Source organism: Synechococcus sp. N19 (assembly GCF_900474045.1).
In the GTDB taxonomy this organism is placed as follows: Bacteria; Cyanobacteriota; Cyanobacteriia; order PCC-6307; family Cyanobiaceae; genus Parasynechococcus.
This window is the reverse complement of record NZ_UCNR01000009.1, coordinates 280,992-303,147: the sequence shown is the minus strand read 5'-3', so window position 1 is coordinate 303,147 and position 22,156 is coordinate 280,992. Positions and strand designations below refer to the sequence as shown.

The 22,156-nt window shown below is 64.5% G+C and carries 23 protein-coding genes and 1 pseudogene; 14 read left to right on the top strand and 10 right to left on the bottom strand.

Features of this window, described 5'->3' with window-relative positions; genetic code table 11:
• Positions 1–17 precede the first annotated feature (17 nt).
• Both gyrA and crtL read left to right on the top strand, forming a co-directional pair.
• Entirely contained in the window at positions 18–2,642 is a 2,625-nt protein-coding gene (gene gyrA, locus DXY02_RS06645) for a DNA gyrase subunit A (RefSeq protein ID WP_114988576.1), read from the top strand.
• A gap of 2 nt (positions 2,643–2,644) precedes the next feature.
• Positions 2,645–3,883: a lycopene beta cyclase gene (crtL, locus tag DXY02_RS06640; RefSeq protein WP_114988575.1), complete on the top strand. Its 1,239-nt coding sequence runs from the start codon at positions 2,645–2,647 to the stop codon at positions 3,881–3,883.
• A 79-nt stretch (positions 3,884–3,962) separates the two neighbouring features.
• Here crtL and DXY02_RS06635 read toward each other — a convergent pair whose 3' ends face one another.
• Entirely contained in the window at positions 3,963–5,558 is a 1,596-nt protein-coding gene (locus DXY02_RS06635; protein ID WP_114988574.1) for a glycoside hydrolase family 57 protein, read from the bottom strand.
• Positions 5,559–5,667: 109 nt separating this feature from the next.
• Between DXY02_RS06635 and DXY02_RS06630 the strand changes: the two genes are divergently transcribed.
• Both DXY02_RS06630 and DXY02_RS06625 read left to right on the top strand, forming a co-directional pair.
• A complete protein-coding gene (locus DXY02_RS06630) occupies positions 5,668–7,290 on the top strand; it encodes a 2-isopropylmalate synthase (RefSeq protein ID WP_114988573.1) in 1,623 nt (540 codons plus the stop codon).
• Positions 7,291–7,300: 10 nt separating this feature from the next.
• Positions 7,301–8,125 (top strand): carbohydrate ABC transporter permease, encoded by an 825-nt coding sequence (locus DXY02_RS06625; RefSeq protein ID WP_114988572.1) that lies wholly within the window; start codon positions 7,301–7,303, stop codon positions 8,123–8,125.
• Here DXY02_RS06625 and DXY02_RS06620 read toward each other — a convergent pair.
• Positions 8,042–8,356 (bottom strand): hypothetical protein, encoded by a 315-nt coding sequence (locus DXY02_RS06620; RefSeq protein ID WP_114988571.1) that lies wholly within the window; start codon positions 8,354–8,356, stop codon positions 8,042–8,044. The genes DXY02_RS06625 and DXY02_RS06620 overlap by 84 nt on opposite strands.
• Before the next feature lie 61 nt (positions 8,357–8,417).
• Here DXY02_RS06620 and DXY02_RS12495 point away from each other — a divergent pair, with 61 nt between their 5' ends.
• Positions 8,418–8,594, top strand: coding sequence for a hypothetical protein (locus DXY02_RS12495; RefSeq protein WP_170951499.1), 177 nt, complete (start codon positions 8,418–8,420; stop codon positions 8,592–8,594).
• Positions 8,595–8,635: 41 nt separating this feature from the next.
• Here DXY02_RS12495 and DXY02_RS06615 read toward each other — a convergent pair whose 3' ends face one another.
• On the bottom strand, positions 8,636–8,845 hold the full coding sequence (locus tag DXY02_RS06615) for a hypothetical protein (protein ID WP_114988570.1): 210 nt from the start codon (positions 8,843–8,845) through the stop codon (positions 8,636–8,638).
• Positions 8,846–8,915: 70 nt separating this feature from the next.
• Positions 8,916–9,362, bottom strand: coding sequence for a hypothetical protein (locus DXY02_RS06610; RefSeq protein WP_114988569.1), 447 nt, complete (start codon positions 9,360–9,362; stop codon positions 8,916–8,918).
• Positions 9,363–9,452: 90 nt separating this feature from the next.
• Here DXY02_RS06610 and DXY02_RS06605 point away from each other — a divergent pair, with 90 nt between their 5' ends.
• From DXY02_RS06605 to DXY02_RS06590, 4 genes are all read left to right on the top strand, one after another.
• Positions 9,453–9,701, top strand: coding sequence for a hypothetical protein (locus tag DXY02_RS06605; RefSeq protein ID WP_114988568.1), 249 nt, complete (start codon positions 9,453–9,455; stop codon positions 9,699–9,701).
• Positions 9,701–10,003, top strand: a complete 303-nt coding sequence (locus tag DXY02_RS06600; RefSeq protein WP_114988567.1) for an MTH1187 family thiamine-binding protein — start codon at positions 9,701–9,703, stop codon at positions 10,001–10,003. The genes DXY02_RS06605 and DXY02_RS06600 overlap by 1 nt, the downstream gene beginning before the upstream one ends.
• Before the next feature lie 82 nt (positions 10,004–10,085).
• On the top strand, positions 10,086–10,574 hold the full coding sequence (locus DXY02_RS06595) for a hypothetical protein (RefSeq protein WP_114988566.1): 489 nt from the start codon (positions 10,086–10,088) through the stop codon (positions 10,572–10,574).
• 26 nt (positions 10,575–10,600) lie between these two features.
• The gene (locus DXY02_RS06590) at positions 10,601–11,188 is read left to right on the top strand and encodes an RluA family pseudouridine synthase (protein ID WP_114988644.1); all 588 of its coding nucleotides are present in this window, start codon (positions 10,601–10,603) and stop codon (positions 11,186–11,188) included.
• Between the two features lie 30 nt (positions 11,189–11,218).
• Here the strand turns inward: DXY02_RS06590 and DXY02_RS06585 are convergent, their stop codons facing one another.
• Entirely contained in the window at positions 11,219–13,309 is a 2,091-nt protein-coding gene (locus DXY02_RS06585; RefSeq protein WP_114988565.1) for an HDIG domain-containing metalloprotein, read from the bottom strand.
• A 70-nt stretch (positions 13,310–13,379) separates the two neighbouring features.
• Between DXY02_RS06585 and folD the strand changes: the two genes are divergently transcribed.
• The 5 genes from folD (at position 13,380) to DXY02_RS06560 (ending at position 17,835) form a co-directional block, all read left to right on the top strand.
• Entirely contained in the window at positions 13,380–14,261 is an 882-nt protein-coding gene (gene folD / locus DXY02_RS06580) for a bifunctional methylenetetrahydrofolate dehydrogenase/methenyltetrahydrofolate cyclohydrolase FolD (protein ID WP_114988643.1), read from the top strand.
• Between the two features lie 95 nt (positions 14,262–14,356).
• Positions 14,357–14,863 carry a TIGR02466 family protein gene (locus DXY02_RS06575; RefSeq protein ID WP_305791129.1) on the top strand — a complete coding sequence of 169 codons (507 nt, stop codon included), beginning with the start codon at positions 14,357–14,359 and terminating at the stop codon, positions 14,861–14,863.
• 124 nt (positions 14,864–14,987) lie between these two features.
• On the top strand, positions 14,988–15,878 hold the full coding sequence (crtE, locus tag DXY02_RS06570; RefSeq protein ID WP_114988564.1) for a geranylgeranyl diphosphate synthase CrtE: 891 nt from the start codon (positions 14,988–14,990) through the stop codon (positions 15,876–15,878).
• Positions 15,875–16,387, top strand: coding sequence for a divergent PAP2 family protein (locus DXY02_RS06565; RefSeq protein WP_114988563.1), 513 nt, complete (start codon positions 15,875–15,877; stop codon positions 16,385–16,387). Before crtE ends, DXY02_RS06565 begins: the two co-directional genes overlap by 4 nt.
• The gene (locus DXY02_RS06560) at positions 16,384–17,835 is read left to right on the top strand and encodes an ATP-dependent RecD-like DNA helicase (RefSeq protein ID WP_114988562.1); all 1,452 of its coding nucleotides are present in this window, start codon (positions 16,384–16,386) and stop codon (positions 17,833–17,835) included. The genes DXY02_RS06565 and DXY02_RS06560 overlap by 4 nt, the downstream gene beginning before the upstream one ends.
• 1 nt (position 17,836) lies before the next feature.
• Here DXY02_RS06560 and DXY02_RS06555 read toward each other — a convergent pair.
• The 5 genes and pseudogenes from DXY02_RS06555 to DXY02_RS06535 form a co-directional block, all read right to left on the bottom strand.
• Positions 17,837–18,524: pseudogene (locus DXY02_RS06555) on the bottom strand (GAP family protein).
• Between the two features lie 146 nt (positions 18,525–18,670).
• Positions 18,671–19,045 carry a hypothetical protein gene (locus DXY02_RS06550; protein WP_114988561.1) on the bottom strand — a complete coding sequence of 125 codons (375 nt, stop codon included), beginning with the start codon at positions 19,043–19,045 and terminating at the stop codon, positions 18,671–18,673.
• Positions 19,046–19,160: 115 nt separating this feature from the next.
• Positions 19,161–19,481, bottom strand: a complete 321-nt coding sequence (locus DXY02_RS06545) for an acylphosphatase (protein ID WP_244276193.1) — start codon at positions 19,479–19,481, stop codon at positions 19,161–19,163.
• Positions 19,409–20,836, bottom strand: a complete 1,428-nt coding sequence (locus tag DXY02_RS06540; RefSeq protein ID WP_114988559.1) for a cobyrinate a,c-diamide synthase — start codon at positions 20,834–20,836, stop codon at positions 19,409–19,411. The genes DXY02_RS06545 and DXY02_RS06540 overlap by 73 nt, the downstream gene beginning before the upstream one ends.
• A gap of 14 nt (positions 20,837–20,850) precedes the next feature.
• Positions 20,851–22,137 (bottom strand): glucose-6-phosphate dehydrogenase assembly protein OpcA, encoded by a 1,287-nt coding sequence (locus tag DXY02_RS06535; RefSeq protein WP_114988558.1) that lies wholly within the window; start codon positions 22,135–22,137, stop codon positions 20,851–20,853.
• Positions 22,138–22,156: the final 19 nt, after the last annotated feature.

Genomic DNA, 22,156 nt, shown 5'->3' with positions numbered 1-22,156 from the left:
GGACGTCTGATGCACGTATGACGGATTCTGTGGGGCCTAGCGGCGGCGGTCCCGGCGATTCCGACGATCGGATCATTCAGACGGACCTGCGCAACGAGATGTCGCGCTCCTACTTGGAGTACGCGATGAGCGTGATCGTGGGTCGGGCCCTGCCCGATGCCCGCGATGGCCTCAAGCCGGTGCATCGCCGGATCCTGTACGCGATGTACGAGCTGGGCCTCACCAACGACAGGCCTTACCGCAAGTGCGCCCGTGTGGTGGGCGAAGTGCTCGGCAAATATCACCCCCACGGCGACACCGCCGTGTACGACGCCCTGGTGCGCATGGCCCAGGACTTCTCGATGTCGATGCCCCTGATCGATGGGCACGGCAACTTCGGCTCGGTGGACAACGACCCACCGGCGGCCATGCGATACACCGAATCGCGGTTGCAGGCGCTCACCACCGACAGCCTCCTGGAGGACATCGAGGCTGAGACGGTTGATTTCGCAGACAACTTCGATGGCTCCCAGCAGGAGCCCACGGTCCTGCCGGCGCGGATCCCGCAGCTGCTGCTGAATGGTTCGGCGGGCATAGCCGTGGGGATGGCGACCAACATCCCGCCCCACAACCTCAATGAACTGATTGATGGCTTGCTCGCGTTGATCGCGAACCCGGAGATCACCGATCAGGAGTTGATCCAGCTGATCCCCGGCCCGGACTTCCCCACCGGCGGTCAGATCCTGGGTCGTGAAGGCATCCGCGAGACCTACCTGGGTGGCCGCGGCTCGGTGACCATGCGCGGCGTGGCCAACATCGAAACGATTGAGGCTCCCGGGCGGCCCGATCGCGATGCGGTGATCATCACCGAGCTGCCGTATCAGACCAACAAAGCTGCGCTGATCGAGCGCATCGCGGAGCTGGTCAACGACAAGAAGCTCGAGGGCATATCTGACATCCGCGACGAGAGCGACCGCGACGGCATGCGGATCGTGGTGGAGCTGCGCCGCGACGCCTACCCGCAGGTGGTGCTGAACAACCTGTTCAAACTCACCCCGCTGCAGAGCAACTTCAGTGCCTACATGCTGGCGCTGGTGAACGGTGAGCCGATCCTGCTCACCCTGCGCAAGATGCTCGAGGTGTTCCTTGACTTCCGGGTCGAGACGATCGAGCGTCGCACCCGCTACCTGCTGCGCAAGGCCGAAGAGCGCGACCACATCCTGCTGGGCCTGCTGCTAGCCCTTGATCAGCTCGATCCGATCATTGCCTTGATCCGGGCTGCACCCGACACGGCCACGGCACGGCAACAGCTGCAGGATCGTCATGGCTTGTCCGACATCCAGGCCGACGCCATCCTGCAGATGCAGCTGCGTCGTCTCACCGCCCTTGAGGCCGACAAGATCCGGCTCGAGCACGAGGACCTCGTCACCAAGATCGCCGACTACAAGGACATCCTTGGCCGGCGTGAGCGGGTGTTCGGGATCATCCAGGACGAGCTCGGCCAGCTGCGGGAGCGCTACCCGACCCCGCGCCGCACCGAAATCCTCGACCTCGGCGGTGGCTTGTCTGACATCGACCTGATCGCCAACGAGCGGTCTGTGGTGCTGCTCACCGAGACCGGCTACCTCAAGCGGATGCCGGTGAGCGAATTCGAGGCCACCAGCCGCGGCACCCGCGGCAAGGCCGGCACCCGTAGCCAGGGTGAAGATGCGGTGAAGCTGTTCATCAGCTGCAACGACCACGACACCTTGGTGCTGTTCAGCGACCGTGGTGTGTCGTACGCCTTGCCCGCCTACCGCGTGCCCCAGTGCAGCCGTGCGGCCAAGGGAACACCGGTGGTGCAGCTGTTGCCGATCCCCCGGGAAGAAGCGATCACCACGTTGATTCCGGTGTCGGAGTTCAGCGACGACACCGACCTGGTGATGCTCACCCGAGGTGGCTTCATCAAGCGCACCCGCCTTTCGGCCTTCAGCAACATCCGCTCCAACGGCCTGATCGCCATCAACCTGGAGGAAGGCGATGCCCTCACCTGGGTGCGCCTGGCCGTGCCGGGCGACAGCGTCTTGATCGGCTCCAAAGCCGGGATGACCATCCACTTCCGGCTCAGCGATGAGGAGTTGCGCCCCCTGGGGCGCACGGCCCGCGGCGTGCGGTCGATGAACCTGCGCGAGGGCGATGCCCTGGTGAGCATGGATGTGCTGCCGGTGGAACTCGCCGATCAGGTGGCTGCCAGCGCAGACGATGAAGAGGATGCCGCCAGCGAGGGTCCCTGGGTGCTCGTGGCCTCGGCTTCGGGTCTGGGCAAACGGGTTCCGGTGACGCAATTCCGCCTGCAGAAGCGGGCTGGCATGGGCCTGCGGGCGATTAAGTTCCGCATCGACTCCGATCAGCTGGTGGGGCTGAGTGTGCTCGGTGCCGGCGAAGAGCTGCTGCTGGTGAGCGAGAAGGGGGTGATCGTGCGCACCAGCGCCGATGCCATCCCTCAGCAATCCCGTGCTGCCACGGGAGTGCGTCTGCAAAAGCTCGACAAGGGCGACCGGCTGCTGAAGGTGGTGTTGGTGCCGCCTGAAGCGGAGGACGACTCCGCTGACGACACCTCGAACGACAGCGATTCGAGTGATACCGAAGCGTCTAACACCGACAACAACGCTCAGGACAGCTGACCTTGGCTGAGCCGGTGGATGTGCTGGTGCTGGGGGGCGGTCCTGCTGCCCTCTGCATCGCGTCGGAACTGAACCAACGGGGTGTGGCTGTTGCGGGCATCGCCCCGGATCCGGTCGAAGATCCCTGGCCGAACACCTACGGAATCTGGGCCGAAGAGCTCAAAGCGGTGGGGCTTGAGCAGCTGCTGGAGCACCGCTGGAGCGACACCGTCAGTTATTTCGGCGAAGGTGGCTCAACGGCTCAGGATCAGAGCCATGCCCACGGGATCGACTACGGCCTGTTCGATCGGGCGGCTCTGCAGCGCCATTGGCTGGAGCGCGCCGACGGCGTGGTCTGGCATCAAGACACGGCCGAGCGGGTGGAGCTGAACGGTGCAACCACCAACGTGTTCTGCGCATCGGGAACCACCCTGCAGGCGCGCTTGGTGATTGATGCCTCCGGTTCGCGCACGCCCCACATTCGCCGCCCCGATCAGGGGCCGGTGGCGGGCCAGGCGGCCTACGGCGTGGTGGGGCGTTTCTCCAAACCGCCAATTGAGCCGGGCCGGTTTGTGTTGATGGACTACCGCTGTGATCACCTCAGCGAGGAGCAGCGCAGCGAACCGCCCACGTTTTTGTATGCGATGGATCTGGGCGATGGGGTGTTCTTCGTGGAGGAAACCTCACTCGCCTTGGCGCCGGGTGTTCCCTACGACGTGCTCAAACAACGGCTGCAGCAGCGCCTCGATCGGCGCGGCGTGGACATCACTGAGGTGATCCATGAGGAGTTCTGCCTCTTCCCGATGAACCTGCCGCTGCCGGATCGCAACCAGCCGGTGCTGGCCTTTGGAGGCGCGGCGAGCATGGTTCATCCCGCCTCGGGTTACATGGTGGGATCGCTGCTGCGGCGGGGGCCTGATCTGGCCCAGGCCATATCCGAAGCCCTCGTCAATCCAAGCCTTGTTTCAGCGGCTTTGGCGCAACGGGGTTGGCAAGCGCTCTGGCCGATCGATTTGGTGCTGCGCCATCAGCTCTATCAATTCGGTTTGGGGCGGTTGATGGGATTCAACGAAGCGTTGTTGCGCATCCACTTCGCCACTTTCTTCTCCTTGCCGAGGGAGGAGTGGTTTGGCTTCCTCACCAACACACTGCCGTTGCCGCGCTTGATGGGGGTGATGCTGCGCTTGTTTGCCCTCTCCCCATGGGAGTTGCGGCGTGGGTTGGTGTTGGGGGCGGCGAAGGATCAAGCTCCGCGGTTTTGAGATCGTTTCAGGACAGACCCGATCCCTCAGTTGAGGGAGCGCTGAACAGCCACGCCCCCCCCATCTGAGGGAGGAATTTTTATGCGTTGGGTGCAGAGGGCTGTGCCGCGGACTGCAACGGAGCCCAGTCCAACGGCTGAATAAGCGGGAACAGGCGGTCGTCCGTCTGCACCTCCTCGAGCCAGCCCTCCGGTAGTTCGCTGGTGCCGTCGATCGCCTGCATCAACTGCCAGAAGCGGCCCAGGTGGCGCTGGACCCGTTCCTTGGCCAGTTCGGTGGTGGTTCCGGCACGGAGGATGAAGCTCCAATCGGACGACTGCGCCAGCAACAGCTCCCGAGCAGCCTGCTGCAGCCACTGCATCGCCTGCTCGCTGCCCACGCCGCAGCTGCAGCGCTGCACCATCGCTGCACTGGCCTTGTCCCACTCAGGAATGATCCAGGCGTTGCTGTCGTTCAGCCAATAGTCGTGATAGCCCCCTTGCCCCCAGCTGGAGGGGCAGGGATCGCAGAGCTGCAGCTGGCCAACGTTGTTCAGCACATCGCGCAGCCGGGTGAAGGCCACCCCCTGCTGAGGTGCCTGCTGAAACAGCTGGTTGAGAAAGGCTGGCCCTTCAAACCACCAGTGGCCGAAGAGTTCGGCATCGAAGGGCGCCACCAGCAGGGGGGACACGTCCATGGCAGCGCTGAGCTGATCCAGTTGCCGCCGGCGTCCCTGCAGGTAATCGGCGGCATGCTCTTTCACCCGTTCCGCCGCCACCCCCGGTTCGTAGGGGCGTTTGCGGTCCAACGGCGCGCTGTGGTCAGTGACCCGATGCAGCTTCAGGCCGAGCGGTCGCGGTTGGTCAAGTCTCAGCGGTTTGAGCTCCTCGATCGGCAGGTCCCAGCCCAGATCGCGGTGGAACTCCCGGTAGTGGGGATCGCCGGGGTAACCGTCCTTGGCCGACCACACCGGCAGCGTGGCGTCACTGTCGCGTCCGAAGAAGGCCACCCCATTGCGGCTGCAGATCGGGGCGTACACCCCATAGCGGGGCCTGGGCCGGCCGTGCAGCAACCCATGCCCATCCAGCACGGCGTAGCGCAGCCCCGCATCGCGCATCCAGCGATCCAGGTCCTCGTAATAGGCGCATTCCGGCAACCAGATCCCCAAGGGGCGTTCGCCCACGAGGCGTTGGTGCTCCCGCACCGCCGTGCGCAGTTGCCCGCGCACCGCTTCCGGGTGATGGCGCAGCAGGGGCAGGTAGCCGTGGGTGGCGCCGCAGGTGAGCAGGTCTACCACCCCCTGGCGCTGCAGGGCCGCGAAGCGCTGGATCAGATCGCCGTCGCAGCTCTGCCAGGCCCGCCGATGCCGCTCGATCGTGGCCGCCAGGTGCTCGGCGCCTGCGCGCAGGGATGGGTCAGCCTTCGGGAGGAGATCCAGCCGTTCGTTCAGCCAGTCGGGGAAGCGCTGCTTGAGGTCTTGATCGCTCAGCAGCGACAGCAGCGTCGGCGACAAGCCGATGGTGAGCTTGGGCTGCTGGTGGGGGTCGGCGCTGGCCCGCTCCAGCGTTTCCAGCAGCGGCAGATAACACTCGATCAGGGCCTGGAAAAACCAGTCCTCCTCCAGGGAGCCAGGTTGTGCCGACCGCACGTAGGGCAGATGGGCATGCAACACCAGGGCGACAGCGCCTTTGGTCACGAATAAGCCCAAACGTAGGCTGAATTTAATCCGATTCCCCCTCGGGGACTGAACTAGGATGGGTTAACTCATAGTCATTCCGACTAAGACCTCCGCTGGAGCCCCTTCCATGGCCAAGGACCCCGGTCGCGTCCTGATTTTTGACACCACCTTGCGGGATGGTGAGCAGTCGCCCGGGGCGAGCCTCAACCTGGAGGAAAAGCTGGCCATTGCCCAGCAGCTGGCGCGGCTCGGTGTGGATGTGATCGAGGCGGGGTTCCCCTTTGCCAGTCCCGGTGATTTCGCCGCTGTGCAGCGGATCGCCCAGCAGGTGGGTGGCGACAACGGCCCGATCATCTGTGGCCTGGCCCGTGCCTCACGGGCCGACATCAAGGCCTGCGCCGATGCCGTGGCGCCAGCCCCGCGTCGCCGCATTCACACCTTCATCGCCACCAGCGACATTCACCTCGAGCACAAGCTGCGCAAGAGCCGTGCCGATGTGCTCGGCATCGTTCCCGAGATGGTGAGCTACGCCCGCTCTCTTGTGGAGGATGTGGAGTTCTCCTGTGAAGACGCCGGCCGCAGCGATCCGGAGTTCCTCTACGAGGTGATTGAGGCGGCGATTGCCGCTGGCGCCACAACGATCAACATTCCCGACACCGTCGGCTACACCACCCCCTCGGAGTTCGGTGCACTGATTGCGGGCATCAATCAGCACGTGCCCAACATCAGCGATGCCGTGATCTCGGTGCACGGCCACAACGATCTCGGCCTGGCCGTGGCGAACTTTCTTGAGGCGGTGAAGAACGGCGCCCGTCAGCTCGAATGCACGATCAACGGCATCGGCGAACGGGCCGGCAATGCCTCCCTCGAGGAGTTGGTGATGGCGCTGCATGTGCGGCGTCGTTACTACAACCCCTTCTTTGGCCGGGAGGAGGACAGCCCCACGCCGCTCACGGCCGTGCGCACCGAAGAGATAACCAAGACCTCACGGCTGGTGTCGAACCTTACCGGCATGGTGGTGCAGCCCAACAAGGCCATCGTTGGTGCCAATGCCTTCGCCCATGAATCCGGCATCCACCAGGACGGCGTTCTCAAGAACCGGCTCACCTACGAAATCATCGACGCCCAGACCGTGGGCTTGTCCGACAACCGCATCTCCCTCGGCAAGCTGAGCGGCCGCAGTGCCGTTCGCGCCCGTCTGGAGGAACTGGGCTACGACCTCACCCGTGAGGACCTCGATGAGGCCTTTGCCCGCTTCAAGGAACTCGCTGATCGCAAGCGCGAGATCACCGACCGTGATCTGGAGGCGATCGTCGGCGAACAGGTGCAGCAGCCGGATGCTCGTTTCCAGCTCAAGCTAGTGCAGGTCAGCTGCGGCAGCAGCCTGCGCCCCACCGCCACCGTCACCCTTTCGGATGAGGAGGGCAGTGAAACCACAGGCTCGGCGGTGGGCACCGGTCCGGTGGATGCCGTCTGCCGTGCCTTGAATGATCTGTCGGGTGTGCCGAATGAATTGATCGAGTTTTCGGTGAAGTCGGTCACCGAGGGCATCGATGCCATGGGCGATGTGACCATTCGCTTGCGCCGCAACGGTGCGCTCTATTCCGGTCACGCTGCCGACACCGATGTGGTGGTGGCGGCGGCCATGGCCTTCGTGAACGCCCTCAATCGCCTGGTGGCTGGAGAGGAGCGCCAGTCATTGCATCCGCAGAAGGATCCTGTTGTTCTGGAGACCCGACCGACGCTCTAGAGCCGACGCCATGCGCACCTCCACCGCCCGGGCCGTTCAGCTGGTGCTGCTGATTCTTCTTGCGCTGCTGGTGCTCACTCCGTTGCTCTGGTTGGTGAGCACCTCGCTCAAGGGCCCGGCTGAGGACATCTTCAGCAGTCCACCGGCGTTGCTGCCCGCCCAGCCGAGCCTCGATGCCTACGTGCGGCTGTTTCAGGACAATCCCCTCAGCATCTATCTGTTCAACAGCACCGTGGTGAGTGGCCTGGCGGTGCTGGCCAACCTGTTGTTCTGCTCCCTGGCCGCCTACCCCCTGGCCCGTCTGCGCTTCGCCGGCCGGGGCCTGGTGCTGGGGCTGGTGGTGGCCACGATCCTGATCCCGTTTCAGGTGGTGATGATTCCGCTGTATCTGCTGATGGTGCAGCTGGGGCTGCGCAACACCCTGCTGGCCCTGGTGATTCCCCAGGCGGCTACCGCCTTCGGCCTTTATCTGCTGCGCCAGAGCTTCCTGGGTGTTCCCAAGGAGCTGGAGGAGGCGGCACGCATCGATGGCTGCAGCCGTCTGGAGGAATGGTGGAACGTGATGATCCCCGCCGCCAAAGCCGATCTCATCACCCTGGCGATGTTGGTGTTCATCGGCACCTGGAGTGATTTCCTCTGGCCGCTGGTGATCCTCGACGACCCGTCCCTCTACACTTTGCCTCTGGGCCTGCAGCAGCTTTCCAGCAGCTTCTCGCTCGATTGGCGGATCGTTGCCGCCGGCTCGGTGGTGTCAATCCTGCCGGTGTTGTTCTTGTTCGTGCTGTTGCAACGCTTCATCTTGCCCAATGCCAGCGGGGATGCGGTGAAGGGATGAAGCGGCCGAGGTGCGCATGGCCGAGAAGGCATCCATGCGTTCCTGCATCACACCCATCTGTTGGCTGAGCAGCTCACTGTGGGCGCCGTTCGGTGTGCGCTCCTCCAGTTGATCGATCCGCTCCTGCAGCGCATGGAGGCGTTGGTTGTGCTGCCGCAAACCCTGCAGCAGGGTCACCACCAGAACACTCACCAGGGCCAGGCTGCCGCAGCTGATCAGTTTCAAGAGCATGCAACCTCCCCACTTGGGCCGATGCTGACTTGAATGGGAGCACGCAACAAGTGGTGTAGGGATGTCTCTCGAGGATCTCGAGCGGTTTCTCGGGCTTGCTGCCGAGCGCGGCTTTGCCCTGAGTGAGGCGGATGTCTTCGCGGCCCAGCAGCGCGAACACCAGGCGCGAACGGCAGCTGAGCTGCAACAGGATCAAGCCGCCGAATCACGACGCCTGCGCAATTTCATCCACGGCTGATCACCACCACGTTTAGTTCACAGTTCCGTTCAAAGATCCAGTCACTGATCCAGCTTCACCACGTCCGTTGCTTCTCCGAACACCTCGCGGATCCAAAGGGCGTGTTTCACAGCGCCATCGTGGCTGTGAAAAATCCATGCCCTGTCGAGGGAGGCTTGGCTCTCGATGCGTTGGTCCAGGGCATTGACGCCGAGGTAGCCGCCCTCCGAGCAGGACCGCAGCACATAGCGTTCGGCATGTTTGGTGAACATCGGCTGAGCGGGCTATCTCTTCTCGCTAGGGATGCGGTTGCGCGGCTTTCGTCGTTCTGCGGAATTGCTTCTACTTCTCTTCCTTGAGGGTTAAGAGGGTTTGTTGTTGCCAGCCCAAACCCATGGGTGCGGCAAAGCGGATTTGATGCCCGCCCTCCCGGAACCAGGGGGTGCTGAGGGTCTCGATCTGAAGCTCGTCCGGGTTGAGCGACCAGGTGTACTGCAGGTAGCGGCGCAGCTCCTCCGGCTCGGGCGGATGGGGTTGTTGCCAGTGCACCACGGCCAACTGCCCCGGCCGTGAGTGGAGAATCGCCAGACGGTGATTCGGATCGCCATCGTTGGCGGGCTGAATCGATTCCTTCAGCTGCTCGTTGCAGACGTAGAGCCGCAGCGGAGCACTGCCATCGGCCTGGGGAAGTGGATATTTGTTGAGATACAGGGCCCGTGCTTTTTGAAACGCTGCCCCCGGAGCCTTCACCATCAAGGCGTTGTAGGCCTGCTGCAGCTGATCACTCATGCCCTTTGCGTACCGTTGCTGGCTCCAGTGTGGGAATGCCGTCGGGTCAGGACCATGGGAAGATGATGACACTTCCGGGATTGGACTGCGATGGCCAAGCATCGCTCCCGCTACCGGTTGGTTGGCCTCGACGGTCAGCCGCATCCGGTGCTCGACGCCCCCTACGACTCGTTAGAACTTGCACTCGCTGATGCCAGTGATTGGTGCACGGGACAAGGGTCCCGCTGTTCCATGGGTCAGCAGGGCATTGCGGTTGAAGTGCGAACCAACAGCGGCAGTTGGCGCACCATCGACTACCCCGTCAGTTGCTTGAGCCGATCCAGTTCGATGGCGGGCTGATGTGGGTCAGTGTTGATCTCTGCGTGGTGCCGATCGGTGTGGGCGTCAGCCTTTCGCCCTACATCGCCACCTGTGAGCGGGTGATCGCCGCCACGGGCCTGAACCATCAGCTGGGCCCCAATGGCACGGCGATCGAAGGCCCGTGGGACGAGGTGATGGACTGTGTGCGGGCGTGTCATGCCGAGTTGCATGGCATGGGAGCCCCGCGTCTTTACACAACGCTCAAGCTCAACACCCGCACCGATCGGCAGCAGTCGTTTGCGGAGAAGGTCACGTCCGTGCAACAGCTTCTTGGCGAATAAAAATCTGTAGAACTTCGGTGGGAATCAAGCCGGCTTGAGCCGATCTTGAGACCAATGAGATTGTTCTGTGGTCCCTGGCTTGATGGGTCGCCGTTTCAGGGCTGCGCTGTTGGTTCTGCTGGTGTTGCAGCTCACGGGTAGTGCTGTTCAAGCCTCAACCTGGGATCGCATCGCCAGTTACCTGCGGCTGCTGCAGCGGGCGGGCGTGAAGGCCCTGGTGGCGCCCGACTGCCCCTTGGGCTTACTGGGGGCCTTCCATGAGGGCAAGCAGGCCCTGTTGATGTGCGGCAACAACCTGCCCGACGATCCCGCCGTGGTTTGGGTGGTGCTGGCCCATGAATCAGCCCATGTGATGCAGTCGTGCCATGGCGGCAACCTGATGCCGGCGGCCTTGCTCAGCCGTGAGGTGGAGCTGGCCCGCCAGCAGGAGCCCAATCCTTTTCACGAGTTGCAGCTCTATCACTCCAGCCAGCATCACGTTGAGGCGGAAGCCCGGCTGATTCAGGCCCTGCCCGCGGAGCAGGTGGTGGCCTTGTTTGAACAACACTGCGCCCAGCGGCTTTCCCCTTGAAGCTGCTGATCCGGGACCCGTGGCTGATGGCGGTCGACAAGCCCGCCGGCCTGCTGAGTCAACCGGGCCTGGGGCCCGAGCAAAGCGATTCCGTGATCACCCGCCTGCAGCAGCAGGACCAAAGCCTGCGCCTGGTTCACCGCCTGGACCGCGACACCTCCGGGGTGCTGCTCTTGGCCCGAAGCGCTGACGCACTGCGCCGCCTGAGTGCCCTGTTTGCTGAACGGCGGATCAACAAGCTGTATCAGGCAGATGTGGAGGGGGAACTCCATGGCCGCGGTTGCATCGCCAGCCCTTTGGCGCGCCTGTCGCGCCAACCGCCGCGCTACGGCAGCCACCCCGAGGGACGTTTGGCACTAACGATCTGGAGGGTCCACACCGCTGGTGCCCACCGCACGCGGCTCTGGCTGCGTCCGCTCACGGGGCGCTCCCATCAGCTGCGGGCCCATCTGGCCGAACGGGGTCACCCCATCGTGGGCGATCCCATCTATGGGGATCCCGGCCGGTCCTGCCGCTTGCATCTGCATGCCCAGGCCCTGAGCTTTCGCCATCCCTTCACCCAGCAACGCGTTCGTTTGATCGCGCAGGAGGTTCCCTTTGCCACTGAGTGCTGAACTCGTGAGTGCTGAACGCGGACGCTGCGGTCAGCGTCGGGCGGGGATTGGATAGGGGATGCGGCGGTGGCGCATCCGCCGCCACACCTGCACAAAGGCACGAATCACCAGTTCCACTTCGCTGCGGTTGAGGCTGCTTTTGCGCAGTTGTCCATCCCGCTGCCGCGCTTCCACAATCCGCCGCACCGTGTCCACCGCCTGGGCATCGGAGGTGTCGGGGGGGAGGGATCGAAGCGCTGCTTCACAGCCGTCGGCCAGCATCAGGATCGCCGTTTCTTTGGAGCGGGGTACCGGGCCCCGGTAACGGAAGCGGCGCTCCTCAACGGCTCCGCCGCGCTCCTGGGCCTTGTGCAGGAAGTAGCCCATTTTCAAGGTGCCCTGGTGCTCAGGGATGAAATCGGCGATGGGCCGGGGCAGGCGGTGGCGCCGCGCCAGCTTCAGCCCCTCATCCACATGGGCTTGAAGCACCGCCGCACTCGCCTGGGGGTCATCCAACGCGTCGTGGGGATTGGGGCCATCCTTCTGGTTCTCGATGAACCAGTCCGGCGCATGCAGTTTGCCCACGTCGTGGTAGAGCGAACCTGTCCGGATCAGATCCACATCCGCACCTATCGCCCGCGCCCCCTCCTCCGCCAGGCCGCAGATCATTAGGGTGTGTTCGAAAGTTCCCGGGGCTTCGCAGGAGAGGCGGCGCAGTAGAGGGCGCTCCTGGTCGGCCAGTTCCAGCAAACGCGCCCGGGTGAGCAGGCCAAAGGAGCCCTCGAGCATCGGGATCAGCAGCAGGCTGAACATCAGCAGAACACCGAGCACAAAGGAATCGGTGGCCAGTTCATCCAGGCTTGGATTCAGATTTCCCCAGAGCCGCAGGCCGGTGATCGGTTGCAGTTGCAGCAGCAGCCACTGCCCCACAAAGGCGCCGATCGGCAGCAGCACCGTGAGTTGAAGTAACTGGCCGCGGCTGCGCTGACGACCTGCGATCAAGGCCCCAGCGGCGGCCACCGTTGCCGCCACAATTAGGCGACCGTCCCCCAACCCCTGGACGGGTTCTGGCCAGAGCAGAGCGGCCACCCCCATCCAGACCAAGCCGCAGCCGGTGCCGAGGCCTTCCGCCAGCACCAGGGTGGGCGCCACCAGCACAGCCAGAGGGCTCACGGAGCTTTTGAACCAGAGCTTGGCTCCCTGCACCAGCAGCAGCAGGCCCACCGCCAGCAGCGCATGGCGCACCTCCAGGCCAGGCCGTTCACGCCGCATCACCAGAAGCATCACGGCGCAGGCTGCAGCGGCTTCAACAAACCGTTGGAACCAGATCAACGGTTGGGGTTCGCGGCGCACGCGGCCGAAATAATCCAGCACGTCGTAGGCCTGGGGACTGATCAGCTCGCCCTTGCGGGTGATCAGATCCCCCTTGCGCACCTCGATGGTGGGGATGGCCTGTTTGGTCAGCTGTTCCTCGATCAGCTGTTTGCTCAGGTTCGGGTCCGTGCGCAGGTTGGTGCTGCCGCGCATGGCGCTGGTGAGAACCTTGCCGGCCAGGGTGCGCGCCGCCTCTGGCTGCAGGGCAACCGCCTTGAGTTGCTGGTCGGCGGCCTTGCGCAATTGTTCAATGGCCAGGTTGCTCACAAGCCCTTGGCTGAGCATGCGATCAGCGGTGCTGCGCACCGCTTTATCCCAGGCCAGAAGCTCCCATTCGCTGCGTCGTTCCAGCCACCTTTTCTCTTGATCAGACAGGTTCACGGGCCCGATCCGGTCTCCAGATCCGGTATTGGTGACCTCCTGCAGTTGCAGCAGTTGCTGCTCGAGCCGTTGTTTGAGTGCTTGGGTTTGCTCCTGATCGATCACCTGCACCACCGATCGCGCCACCAGCGAGGCCCGTTGCTGCTCGAGGGCGGTGCTGTCCTGCACCAAAGCATCCTTTGGAGCGATGGCTTCAAACGGGGCCAGCGATCCGGGTTGAAGTTTTGGCTTGATCAGCCAGGGCAGGCTTGAGGCTGCGGCTACGGACAGGCATAGCAGCAGCACAACAAAGGTCTGCAGTCGTGTCCAGCGCAGCAGGCGTCGCCCTGGGCCTTCGAGCCGCACCCAGTTCCGCCAAAGGCTGCTCAGCCGTGGAACACGAACCAAAAAGGACCCTGTAGCGGCCTAACGCTAGCTCTCCTCAGAGGGCATGCTGGAGGGAGTGCACTGGAATGCCATGGCCCTGCGTTTGGACGGCAAGGTGCTGGCAAGGGATGTGGAGCATCGTCTTCAAACCCTGATCGAACGGCGTCTGGCCGAGGCGGGGCGACCGCCGGGCTTGGCGGTGCTGCGGGTTGGTGATGATCCCGCCAGCGCCGTCTACGTCGCCAACAAGGAAAAAGCCTGTGCTCGGATCGGGGTGGTCAGCTTTGGTGATCATCTCCCCGGCGACACACCTCCAGCGCAGGTGCTTCAGACGATTGAACGGCTGAATGCCAACCCTGCAGTGGACGGGATCCTCCTGCAGCTGCCTCTGCCTGCTGGCCTCGATGAGGGGCCGCTGCTGATGGCCATTGATCCTGAAAAGGATGCCGATGGTCTGCACACCCTCAATCTCGGACGGCTGCTCAAGGGGGAGCCGGGCCCGCGCAGCTGCACCCCCGCCGGGGTGATGGCGATGCTGCGCAGCAATGGCATCGATCCTGCGGGCAAGCGCGCCGTGGTGATCGGCCGCAGCATTCTCGTGGGGCAGCCGATGGCCTTGATGCTGCAGGCCGCCAACGCCACCGTCACCATCGCTCACTCCCGCACGGCCGATCTGGCGGCCCACACCCGCGAAGCCGACATCCTCGTGGTGGCAGCAGGCCGTCCTGAGTTCATCGGGGCCGAGCACGTGCGGCCGGGGGCAGCGGTGGTGGATGTGGGCATCCACCGCAAGCCGGAAGGCGGACTGTGCGGGGATGTTCGTGCGGCTGAAGTCGAGTCGATCGCTGCTGCGCTCTCGCCCGTCCCCGGCGGTGTGGGACCGATGACGGTAACGATGCTTTTGGTGAACACCGTTGTGGCTTGGTGCAGACGCCACAACCTTGACCATGATTTGGACGATCTCGTGCCCTGATCGGTTCCATGGCGCTGCACTGGCTGTTCCCCACCCCCGTTCTGCAGGTGGACCTTGAGCCGGATGCAGTCACAGCCGCAGCCATGCAGTAGCAGCTGGAGCAGTTCGATGCCCAGGTGTATCAGCACCCTGAGTTCAGTGATCGCAACAACCTCACCGGAGATCTGCTGGGCCATGCCGTCCTGGATCAGTTGCATCGCATGGATGCGTTCCAGTGGCTGAACGGGCAGTTGGCTGAGCACGTTTCGGCCTATCTCCGTGCGCTGTTGGGCCCGGATCACGGTCTTATGGCCCACATCCAGAAGGCCTGGCCTGTGGTGTGTGCGAGGAATGGCGGAACGGTGGATCTGCACAGCCACCGGAACGCCCAGTTGAGCGCGGTGTTCTACGTGTTGACGGATCCTGCGAACGAGAGCGGGGAGCTGGAATTTGAGGCGCCCGACGATTACTTCAGCCATGTGATGGCGATTCCCTACCGCGATGCGTCGGTTTCCGGTGGGGTGTTCGCGCCGGTACCCCACCGCCTTCTGCTGTTCCCTTCGGACCTGCGCCATCGGGTGCTCCCCTATGAAGGAAGCAGCCCCCGCTATTCGGTGTCCTAGGACCTGGCCATCACCACGGCACCTGGAAAGGGACGCGAGATGCGAACACCCCATCCGATGGATTGGGTTCCCCTCGGCAGCTAAGGGCTCGGCCTGAGAGAATCCCGCCAGCCAGGGTCCACCCATGAGCGCCGAGTTCGATTTCAAGGCCTATCTCGGCAAGGCCAAAGAGCGGGTGGAAGCGGCCCTCGATGGATCGCTCAGTCCGGAGCGGCCGGAGTCCCTCAGGGAAGCTATGCGCTATTCGCTGCTTGCCGGTGGCAAGCGCCTGCGCCCGATTCTCTGCCTGGCCGCCTGCGAGCTGGCGGGCGGGGAAGCGACGCAGGCCCTGCCCACTGCGGTGGCGCTGGAAATGATCCACACCATGTCGTTGATCCATGATGACCTGCCGGCCATGGATGACGACGACCTGCGCCGTGGTCGACCCACCAACCACAAGGTGTACGGCGAAGCCGTGGCCATCCTTGCCGGTGATGCCCTGCTGACCCGTGCCTTCGAAATGGTGGCGCTGCGCAGTCCGGATGTGCCGGCTGAGCGTCTGCTCAAGGTGGTGGGAGAACTGTCGTTGGTGGCCGGCGCCCCTGGCCTGGTGGGCGGCCAGGTGGTGGATCTGGAAAGCGAAGGCAAGGAGGTGGATCTTGAAACCCTCGAATACATCCACCTCCACAAAACCGGAGCCCTGTTGAGTGCCTGTGTGATCACCGGGGCGATGATCGGCGGAGCCGATGAGGCGCTGATCAAGGCCCTGCGCACCTATGCGAGGGGGATCGGCCTCGCCTTCCAGATCATCGACGACATCCTCGATATCACCGCCAGCAGCGAGGTGCTCGGCAAAACCGCCGGCAAGGACCTCATCGCCGACAAGACCACCTATCCCAAGCTTCTCGGGCTCGACGAGTCCCGCCGTCGGGCCGATGCGTTGGTCAATGAAGCGAAAGAGGCGCTTCAACCATGGGCTGAGAAGGCGATTCCCCTGCTGGCATTGGCTGACTTCATCACCAGCCGCGACCGATGATCGACGCCACGCCCTCCCATGCGGTGCTGCGGGAGTTCTTCGACAACAGTTCGCTCACCTGGGGCCTGATGGCCTGTGGCGTCGCCCAGCTCTCGAAATTGTTCCTTGAGTTGCTTCTGCATCGCCGTTGGCGTCCGGCGGTGCTGATCGAAACCGGCGGCATGCCGTCGAGCCACTCCGCCCTGGTCACCGGCACGGCGGCCTGTGTGGGCTGGACCCTGGGCTTTGATCACCCACTCTTCGCCCTTGCGGCGATGGTGGCGTTCGTCGTCATGTACGACGCCAGTGGCATTCGTCGCGCCGCCGGGCTGACGGCGGAACGGGTCAATGCTCTGCCTGATTCGCTCTGGCCGGACGCTCCGGAAAAACCCCTCAAGGAAAGCCTGGGCCACAGCCGGCTGCAGGTGCTGGTAGGCAGCCTGATGGGTCCCGCCGTTGCTCTGCCCGGTTTGGAATTTGTGGGATCACCGCTGCATCTGCTGTCGGGTCTTGGAGCTGGGCTGGGGTGACCGCTGCCGCGGACCTGACCGCTGATCAGCAGGAAGCGGCGGACGCCTTTGCGGCCTGGCTCAAGCAGCCCGTGGATGGCACGCCCTTCGTGCTCAGCGGTTTTGCCGGCAGCGGCAAAACCTTCCTCTCCATGCGCCTGCTGCGCCAGGTGGAGGCCAGTGGTTTGTGCTGGACCGTCGTGGCACCGACCCATAAAGCGGTGGGCGTTCTGCGCCAGGCGTTGGAGTTGGAGGGTCTCCAACCCACCTGGTACCCCTCCACCATTCATCGCTTGCTGCGGCTGAAGCTCAAGCGCTCCGCCGACGCTGAACTCTGTGAACCCACCGAGCAGACGGCCATGGCCCTGGAGAACCTTGGCCTGGTGCTGATTGATGAAGCCTCGATGGTGGACAGCACTCTGTTGGGCATTGCCCTCCAGTGCGCCCATCCGTTCAAGACCCGTCTGGTGTTCGTCGGCGACCCCGCCCAGTTGCCTCCTGTGGGTGAGCCGAAAAGCCCCGTGTTTGCGATGCAACGGTCCTGTTCCGCCAGCTTGACCCAGGTGGTGCGGCATCAAGGCCCGGTGCTGCAGTTGGCGGCGGGGCTGCGGGAGGGGCGCCTGCCCTGCCAGATGCCGCCGCTGCTGCCGCCGATTCGTTCCCCGCAGGGGCAGGTGCGCATCCTGGTGCAACGGGAGTGGCTGGATCAGGCCAGGCGTGCATTGCGCGACGCCTCGGTGCAAGACAGCCCCGATGCAGCACGCATCCTCTGCTACACGAACCGCACCCTGGATCGTCTGGTGCCCCATGCGCGCCGGGCCATCCATGGGGAGATGGCCGATCAGATGCCGGTGCTGCCCGGTGAGGTGTTGATCAGTCGCACTGCCGTGATGGCCCCGGCCTCAAGGGACGGAGACGAGGCGGGTGAAGAACCCGACATGGTGCTCGGCTCCAACCGCGAAGTCACGGTGCGGGACGTGAAGCCGGAGGCCTGTGACCTGGCGGATTTCGGCCTCTCCTCAGCCGATGGGCCCGTGCCGGTGATCGAGACCCTCTCCGCATCGGTGAATGCGGGGGATCTGGAGCTCACCCTGCGCCTGCAGCCGCCGATTGGCAGCCCAGGTCGTCAGGAGCTCGATGCGGTGATGCAGCGGCTGCGCAAGCAGGCCCGTGATGCCGGCAAGAAAAATGGTCGCGCGATCTGGCGGCAGTACTTCCTGATTCGCGATGCCTTCGCCTCCCTGGGGCCTGCGGCGGTGCTCACGGTTCATCGCAGTCAGGGCAGCAGTTTCGGGGATGTCTTCGTGGCGCCGGATGTGTTCCGGGCCGATCCAGCCATCCGCCAGCAGCTCTGTTACGTGGCTGTGTCCCGTGCCCGCACGGGGGTTTGGTTGCTCGGCGGCGAGACGTCGCCTGATCTGCGCGCCACCTGGCAGCGCCAATTCGACACCACGCGGGATTCCGAGTGAATCAGTTGATCATCAAACCGCTGATGCCCTGCCAGCCCAGATAGGAGCCCAGTCCGAAGCTGAGGCTGCCCACCACCAGCTCCCCCCGACGCAGCAGGGCGGTTTTGCCGCGTTGCAGCAGCGGAAGAACCCGCTCGCGTCCGATCAACACGGCCATGAACGGAACCAGCAGCAGGGCAGTGGCGGCGGTGCTGAAGCCGATGCTGCAGGCAATCTCCTCCTGCAGGGGCAGTTGCGCCGCCAGGATCACGGCGGCGCTTTTGGCGAACAGCAACAGGTCGTCGGGACTGATCACTTCAGTGACGCTGCTGATCAGCAACAGCAGAGGAAGCGGCATCGCGGCGAAACGATCCACGGCGCCGCTCCAGGCGGGGGCTGCGCCGTCGTCTAGCAGCCCTCGGATCAGTTCACGTCCGCCCAGGGGCGATCAAGGCTCCGCCGCCGATCAGGTCTAGACCGGTGCGGTGGTCGGACCCATGGGTCATGTCCAGCAGCAGCCCATGGCCCAGCGTCAGCAGCCAGATCACCGTCAGGGCGCTGGTCAGCAGCCAGCCGCCTACAAACAAGCCACCGCGCCGCAGCGGCGAGCCCCCCAGCAGCAGCAACAGCAGCAGAACGATGTGGATGGGCGACAGCGCCACGCCAAGCCCATAGGTCAGCAGTTCCGTCCAGATCCGGGGTTCCGCCATGGGCCGTGCTCAGAGCTCGCAGCTCACAGTTGCAGGATCAGGGCCGCCAGGCCGATGCTCACCCCCAAACTCAAAACGCCGAGCAGGGCTCTCCAGAAGGCTTTGTCTTTGGTGTCGAGGAAGTTGCTCAAGACATGCCAGGGGCGTTATTCGCCAGTTGTGCCATCTGGCAGCAGGTAAGGAAAGGTGCGATGGATCGGGCGGTGCAGCGACCGCAGCGTTTTGTTGTAGTGCACGCCGGCCACCACGCCGTAACGGCGTCCCAGCATCAGCGCATGGTCCAGATCGGCCTCGCAGCTGCGGATGTCGGTCTGCACAGGCCGCACCTGCGTTGATACCGGTGCAGCGGCGGGAATCAGGGCCGAAAACTGTTCTTCCCTGAGCCGCCAGCTCTGACAGGCGTCGAGGGCTTCTGCTGCGGAATCGAACACCTGCTTGGTGGTTTCCCGTCGTGTGCTCATGGCCTCCATGCCGAGCAGGGGCAGCGCAGTGATCAACAGGACAAATCCGAAACGGAGCATGCGGCAGGCGCGAAGGTCCTGCTTCAGCCGTAGCGAGATGGGCGGAGCGTGGAGACCTCCTTCCCAATGTTTTCGCGTCTATGTGTCAGCGCACTTCTTCTCAGCGCACATCGTCTCAGTAGCGCACTTCGAACCAGTCGTCGCCCGTGATCGGGAGCTGGCTGGGGGTCACCCGAACCACCCGGGCGCCCGGCGGCCCGACTTCGCACCAGGCCCGCAGTTCAGACAAGGCCAGCGGTGGCCCCTCGGCCTGCACTTCCACACGGCCATCACTCAAGTTGCGCACCCAGCCGCTGATGCTGAGATCCAGGGCGCGCCGATTGCAGCTGGCGCGGAACCCCACCCGCTGAACGCGACCTTCGATTACCCAGCGCCAGCGTTCGGAGAAGGGTTGGACCCGCGGGGGCTGCTGGCGGCTGACGAAGCGTTTGGCGATCTTCTCTCCCCGGATTCGAGCGCGGCGCGCCATCGGGAGCAGATCGTCGTAGAGCTTGCCCAGTGCAGGTGAACCCAGCTCGCGTGAACCGTCTGATCTACCCATCCTTCCGAATGTCGATGGACTTTCCATCCCTCAATGTCCCACAGCACTGACCTGTCGGAGGACGGCCGGTTGGTGTGCAGTTCCCAGCGGTGAAATTCATGGCCCACCAGCTGCTGACCGCTCTCCACCGCAGGGCTGTCCCGCCGCGCCTGCAGGCGGCGATAGCCCACCTGCAGTGGGCCGCGCTGGGCGGTGAAGGGAAGCAGGCCCGCCATGGGGTGGCTGGTGCCATCGAGATCGGTCAGCTGCTCTCCGAGCACCAGCATCCCGCCGCATTCGGCGTAGAGCGGCCGCTGCTGTACGAACGCCCGCAGGGAGCTCAAGCTTCGCGTGCAGCCGCTGAGCTGGGCAGCGTGCTGTTCGGGGAAACCGCCCGGCAGGATCAGGCCCTTGGCGTCTGCAGGGATGGCCTCATCGGCCAGAGGGCTCCAGCGGAGCACGGGCATGCCCATGTGCCCTAGCAGTTCACTGGTTTCCTGGTAGCGGAAGTGAAAGGCGGCATCACTGGCCAAAGCCACCGGCAGGGGCTGGCCCTGCTCCACGGGGATGCTGGCCAGGGGATGCGGCCCAGGGCGGGGCGCCTGCAGCAGGGGCACCAGGCGTTCCAGGTTCAGGTGCTGGCTGGCCAGAGCGGCCCAGGCCTGGCGTCGCTGCTCGGGGGCCTCCAATTCATGGGCCGGGGCTAAGCCGAGATGCCGGCCCGGCAGGGCCAGGGCTTCGCTGCGCGGCAAGCAGCCCAGCAATGGCACCTCCATGCGCTCCAGCACGTCGGCCAGCAGCTCCCTGTGCCTGGGGCTGCTGACCTTGTTGAGCACCACGCCGGCGATGCGCAGCTGGGGATCGTGATCGCGGAATCCGCGCACGATGGCGCCGAGGGAAGCGGCCTGACCACCGGCATCCACCACCAGCACCACTGGCAGGTCCAGCAGGCGGGCCACGTCCGCCGTGCTTCCGGTTGTACTGCTGCCGATGCCATCGAAGAGCCCCATCACCCCTTCCACGAGGGTCAGCTCAGAGGCACCGCCGTAACCGTGAAAGGCCTGGCGAACCCAGGTTTCTCCGCAGAGATTGAGATCGAGGTTGCGACAGGCCTGACCCGAGGCCTGGCTGAGCAGCTGGGCATCGAGATAGTCCGGTCCCACCTTGAAGGCCTGGATCCGGCGTCCTTTCTGCTGGGCCCAGCTCAGCAGCGCCAGGCTCAACAGGGTTTTGCCGCTGCCACTGGCTGGTGCAGCGATGACAGCGGCCATGGCTCAGATGCGGATCAGCCCAGCAGCCTGGCAGCCAGCGGAGCCGCAGCGGCCAGCAGGGGATTGGTGCTGTCGTGACCGCCGCCCAGCAGGCGGGCCACATCCATTTCAGGGGTGTCGTGCTGCACGGGAACCACTTCCTCATTCAGCTCGAGGTTGGCCATGCCTCCCCCCTCCAAACGCATGCAGCCACCGGATTCAGCGCAGAGGATCACGCACACGCCCTGGCCGTTCTCCGGTTCAGCGATCAGCCGCAGCCCCACCATCTGGCCGGCGTGCACGTTGGGCTGGGCTGTTGGCACGGCCATCAGTTGGAAGTTCACCTCGGTGCCATCGGAGCGCTTGAACTTGGCGGTGGTGCCGTTCTCGACCGCAGCGGTCGACAGCAGCGTCCAGCCCAGTCGATCGGCGATCCAGGCGGCCAGCAGCAGCCCCTGGGCAGGGTGATGGCCCTCAACGTCGATGTCGAGACGGGTGATGTGGCTGAGGGCATTCCGCCGTTGCGGCGGGTCGAACACCATGGCCAGGGTCTCGCGCCAGCTGCGCAGGCGTAGCCAGTTGAGATCGTTCACCGCCTGGCCGCTCTCCACGCGGCGACGCAGCAGCTCAAGGCACTGATGCGGATCCCCCAAAGCGGTGTCGATGATCAGGCGCCGTGGTGCGCTGGTGAGCCGTTGCATCAGCTCCGGTGCTTCGTCGATGCAGCCGTTCCACCAGACCCAGGCCGGCATAGATTCCGGCAGCAGGGGGTCGAGAATCGAAAGGCCCTCATGCAGGGCTCCATGGCCGCCCCGCAGCACCACCACATCGCCGCAGGCGGCGGTACCACCGCCTTCTTCAGGCAACGGGCAGTAGGCGGCCACGAGTGTTTCCAGGGGCTGGGCCACATCGATGGTGGGCGCCAGGGTGATCAGGCGCCGTGGCATCAGTGCACTCAGGGCTGGGTCGATGTACTGCCCACGCAGGTCTTCGGCGTTCGCTTGCCCTTCCCAATCAGCCACCGCCTTCATCACGGCCCCATCCAGGGGCGGCGTGCTCAGCGGGAGGTCGGCATCCAGCACCGCCTGGCGGCCCGCAGCGATCAAGGGGGCGGACTGCTGTCCCGTGATGGGGCCCGACAGACGACCACTGCGGATCAATTGCTGCTCGGCCCAGGCGGGTTGCCAGATCAGCAGGCAGAAGGTGTTGGCCCCGGTGCCCGTGCTGCCCTGCTGCTCGGGGGACCAGAGCTGTTCGAGGTAGTGGGGCACCTCCGCCGGTGCCAGTTCCAGCGGGGTTTGCAGGGTGAGCTGAGGGGACATGGTGACGGATGAACGAGAC

What these genes read in the sequence shown, in the direction of transcription:
- gyrA (WP_114988576.1), top strand. Translation starts at nt 18, where the DNA reads ATGACGGATTCTGTGGGGCCTAGCGGCGGCGGTCCCGGCGATTCCGAC.
- DXY02_RS06630 (WP_114988573.1), top strand. Translation starts at nt 5,668, where the DNA reads ATGGCCAAGGACCCCGGTCGCGTCCTGATTTTTGACACCACCTTGCGG.
- DXY02_RS06625 (WP_114988572.1), top strand. Translation starts at nt 7,301, where the DNA reads ATGCGCACCTCCACCGCCCGGGCCGTTCAGCTGGTGCTGCTGATTCTT.
- DXY02_RS06620 (WP_114988571.1), bottom strand. Translation starts at nt 8,356, where the DNA reads ATGCTCTTGAAACTGATCAGCTGCGGCAGCCTGGCCCTGGTGAGTGTT.
- DXY02_RS12495 (WP_170951499.1), top strand. Translation starts at nt 8,418, where the DNA reads ATGTCTCTCGAGGATCTCGAGCGGTTTCTCGGGCTTGCTGCCGAGCGC.
- DXY02_RS06615 (WP_114988570.1), bottom strand. Translation starts at nt 8,845, where the DNA reads ATGTTCACCAAACATGCCGAACGCTATGTGCTGCGGTCCTGCTCGGAG.
- DXY02_RS06610 (WP_114988569.1), bottom strand. Translation starts at nt 9,362, where the DNA reads ATGAGTGATCAGCTGCAGCAGGCCTACAACGCCTTGATGGTGAAGGCT.
- DXY02_RS06605 (WP_114988568.1), top strand. Translation starts at nt 9,453, where the DNA reads ATGGCCAAGCATCGCTCCCGCTACCGGTTGGTTGGCCTCGACGGTCAG.
- DXY02_RS06600 (WP_114988567.1), top strand. Translation starts at nt 9,701, where the DNA reads ATGTGGGTCAGTGTTGATCTCTGCGTGGTGCCGATCGGTGTGGGCGTC.
- DXY02_RS06595 (WP_114988566.1), top strand. Translation starts at nt 10,086, where the DNA reads ATGGGTCGCCGTTTCAGGGCTGCGCTGTTGGTTCTGCTGGTGTTGCAG.
- DXY02_RS06590 (WP_114988644.1), top strand. Translation starts at nt 10,601, where the DNA reads ATGGCGGTCGACAAGCCCGCCGGCCTGCTGAGTCAACCGGGCCTGGGG.
- folD (WP_114988643.1), top strand. Translation starts at nt 13,380, where the DNA reads ATGGCCCTGCGTTTGGACGGCAAGGTGCTGGCAAGGGATGTGGAGCAT.
- crtE (WP_114988564.1), top strand. Translation starts at nt 14,988, where the DNA reads ATGAGCGCCGAGTTCGATTTCAAGGCCTATCTCGGCAAGGCCAAAGAG.
- DXY02_RS06565 (WP_114988563.1), top strand. Translation starts at nt 15,875, where the DNA reads ATGATCGACGCCACGCCCTCCCATGCGGTGCTGCGGGAGTTCTTCGAC.
- DXY02_RS06550 (WP_114988561.1), bottom strand. Translation starts at nt 19,045, where the DNA reads ATGCTCCGTTTCGGATTTGTCCTGTTGATCACTGCGCTGCCCCTGCTC.
- DXY02_RS06540 (WP_114988559.1), bottom strand. Translation starts at nt 20,836, where the DNA reads ATGGCCGCTGTCATCGCTGCACCAGCCAGTGGCAGCGGCAAAACCCTG.
- DXY02_RS06535 (WP_114988558.1), bottom strand. Translation starts at nt 22,137, where the DNA reads ATGTCCCCTCAGCTCACCCTGCAAACCCCGCTGGAACTGGCACCGGCG.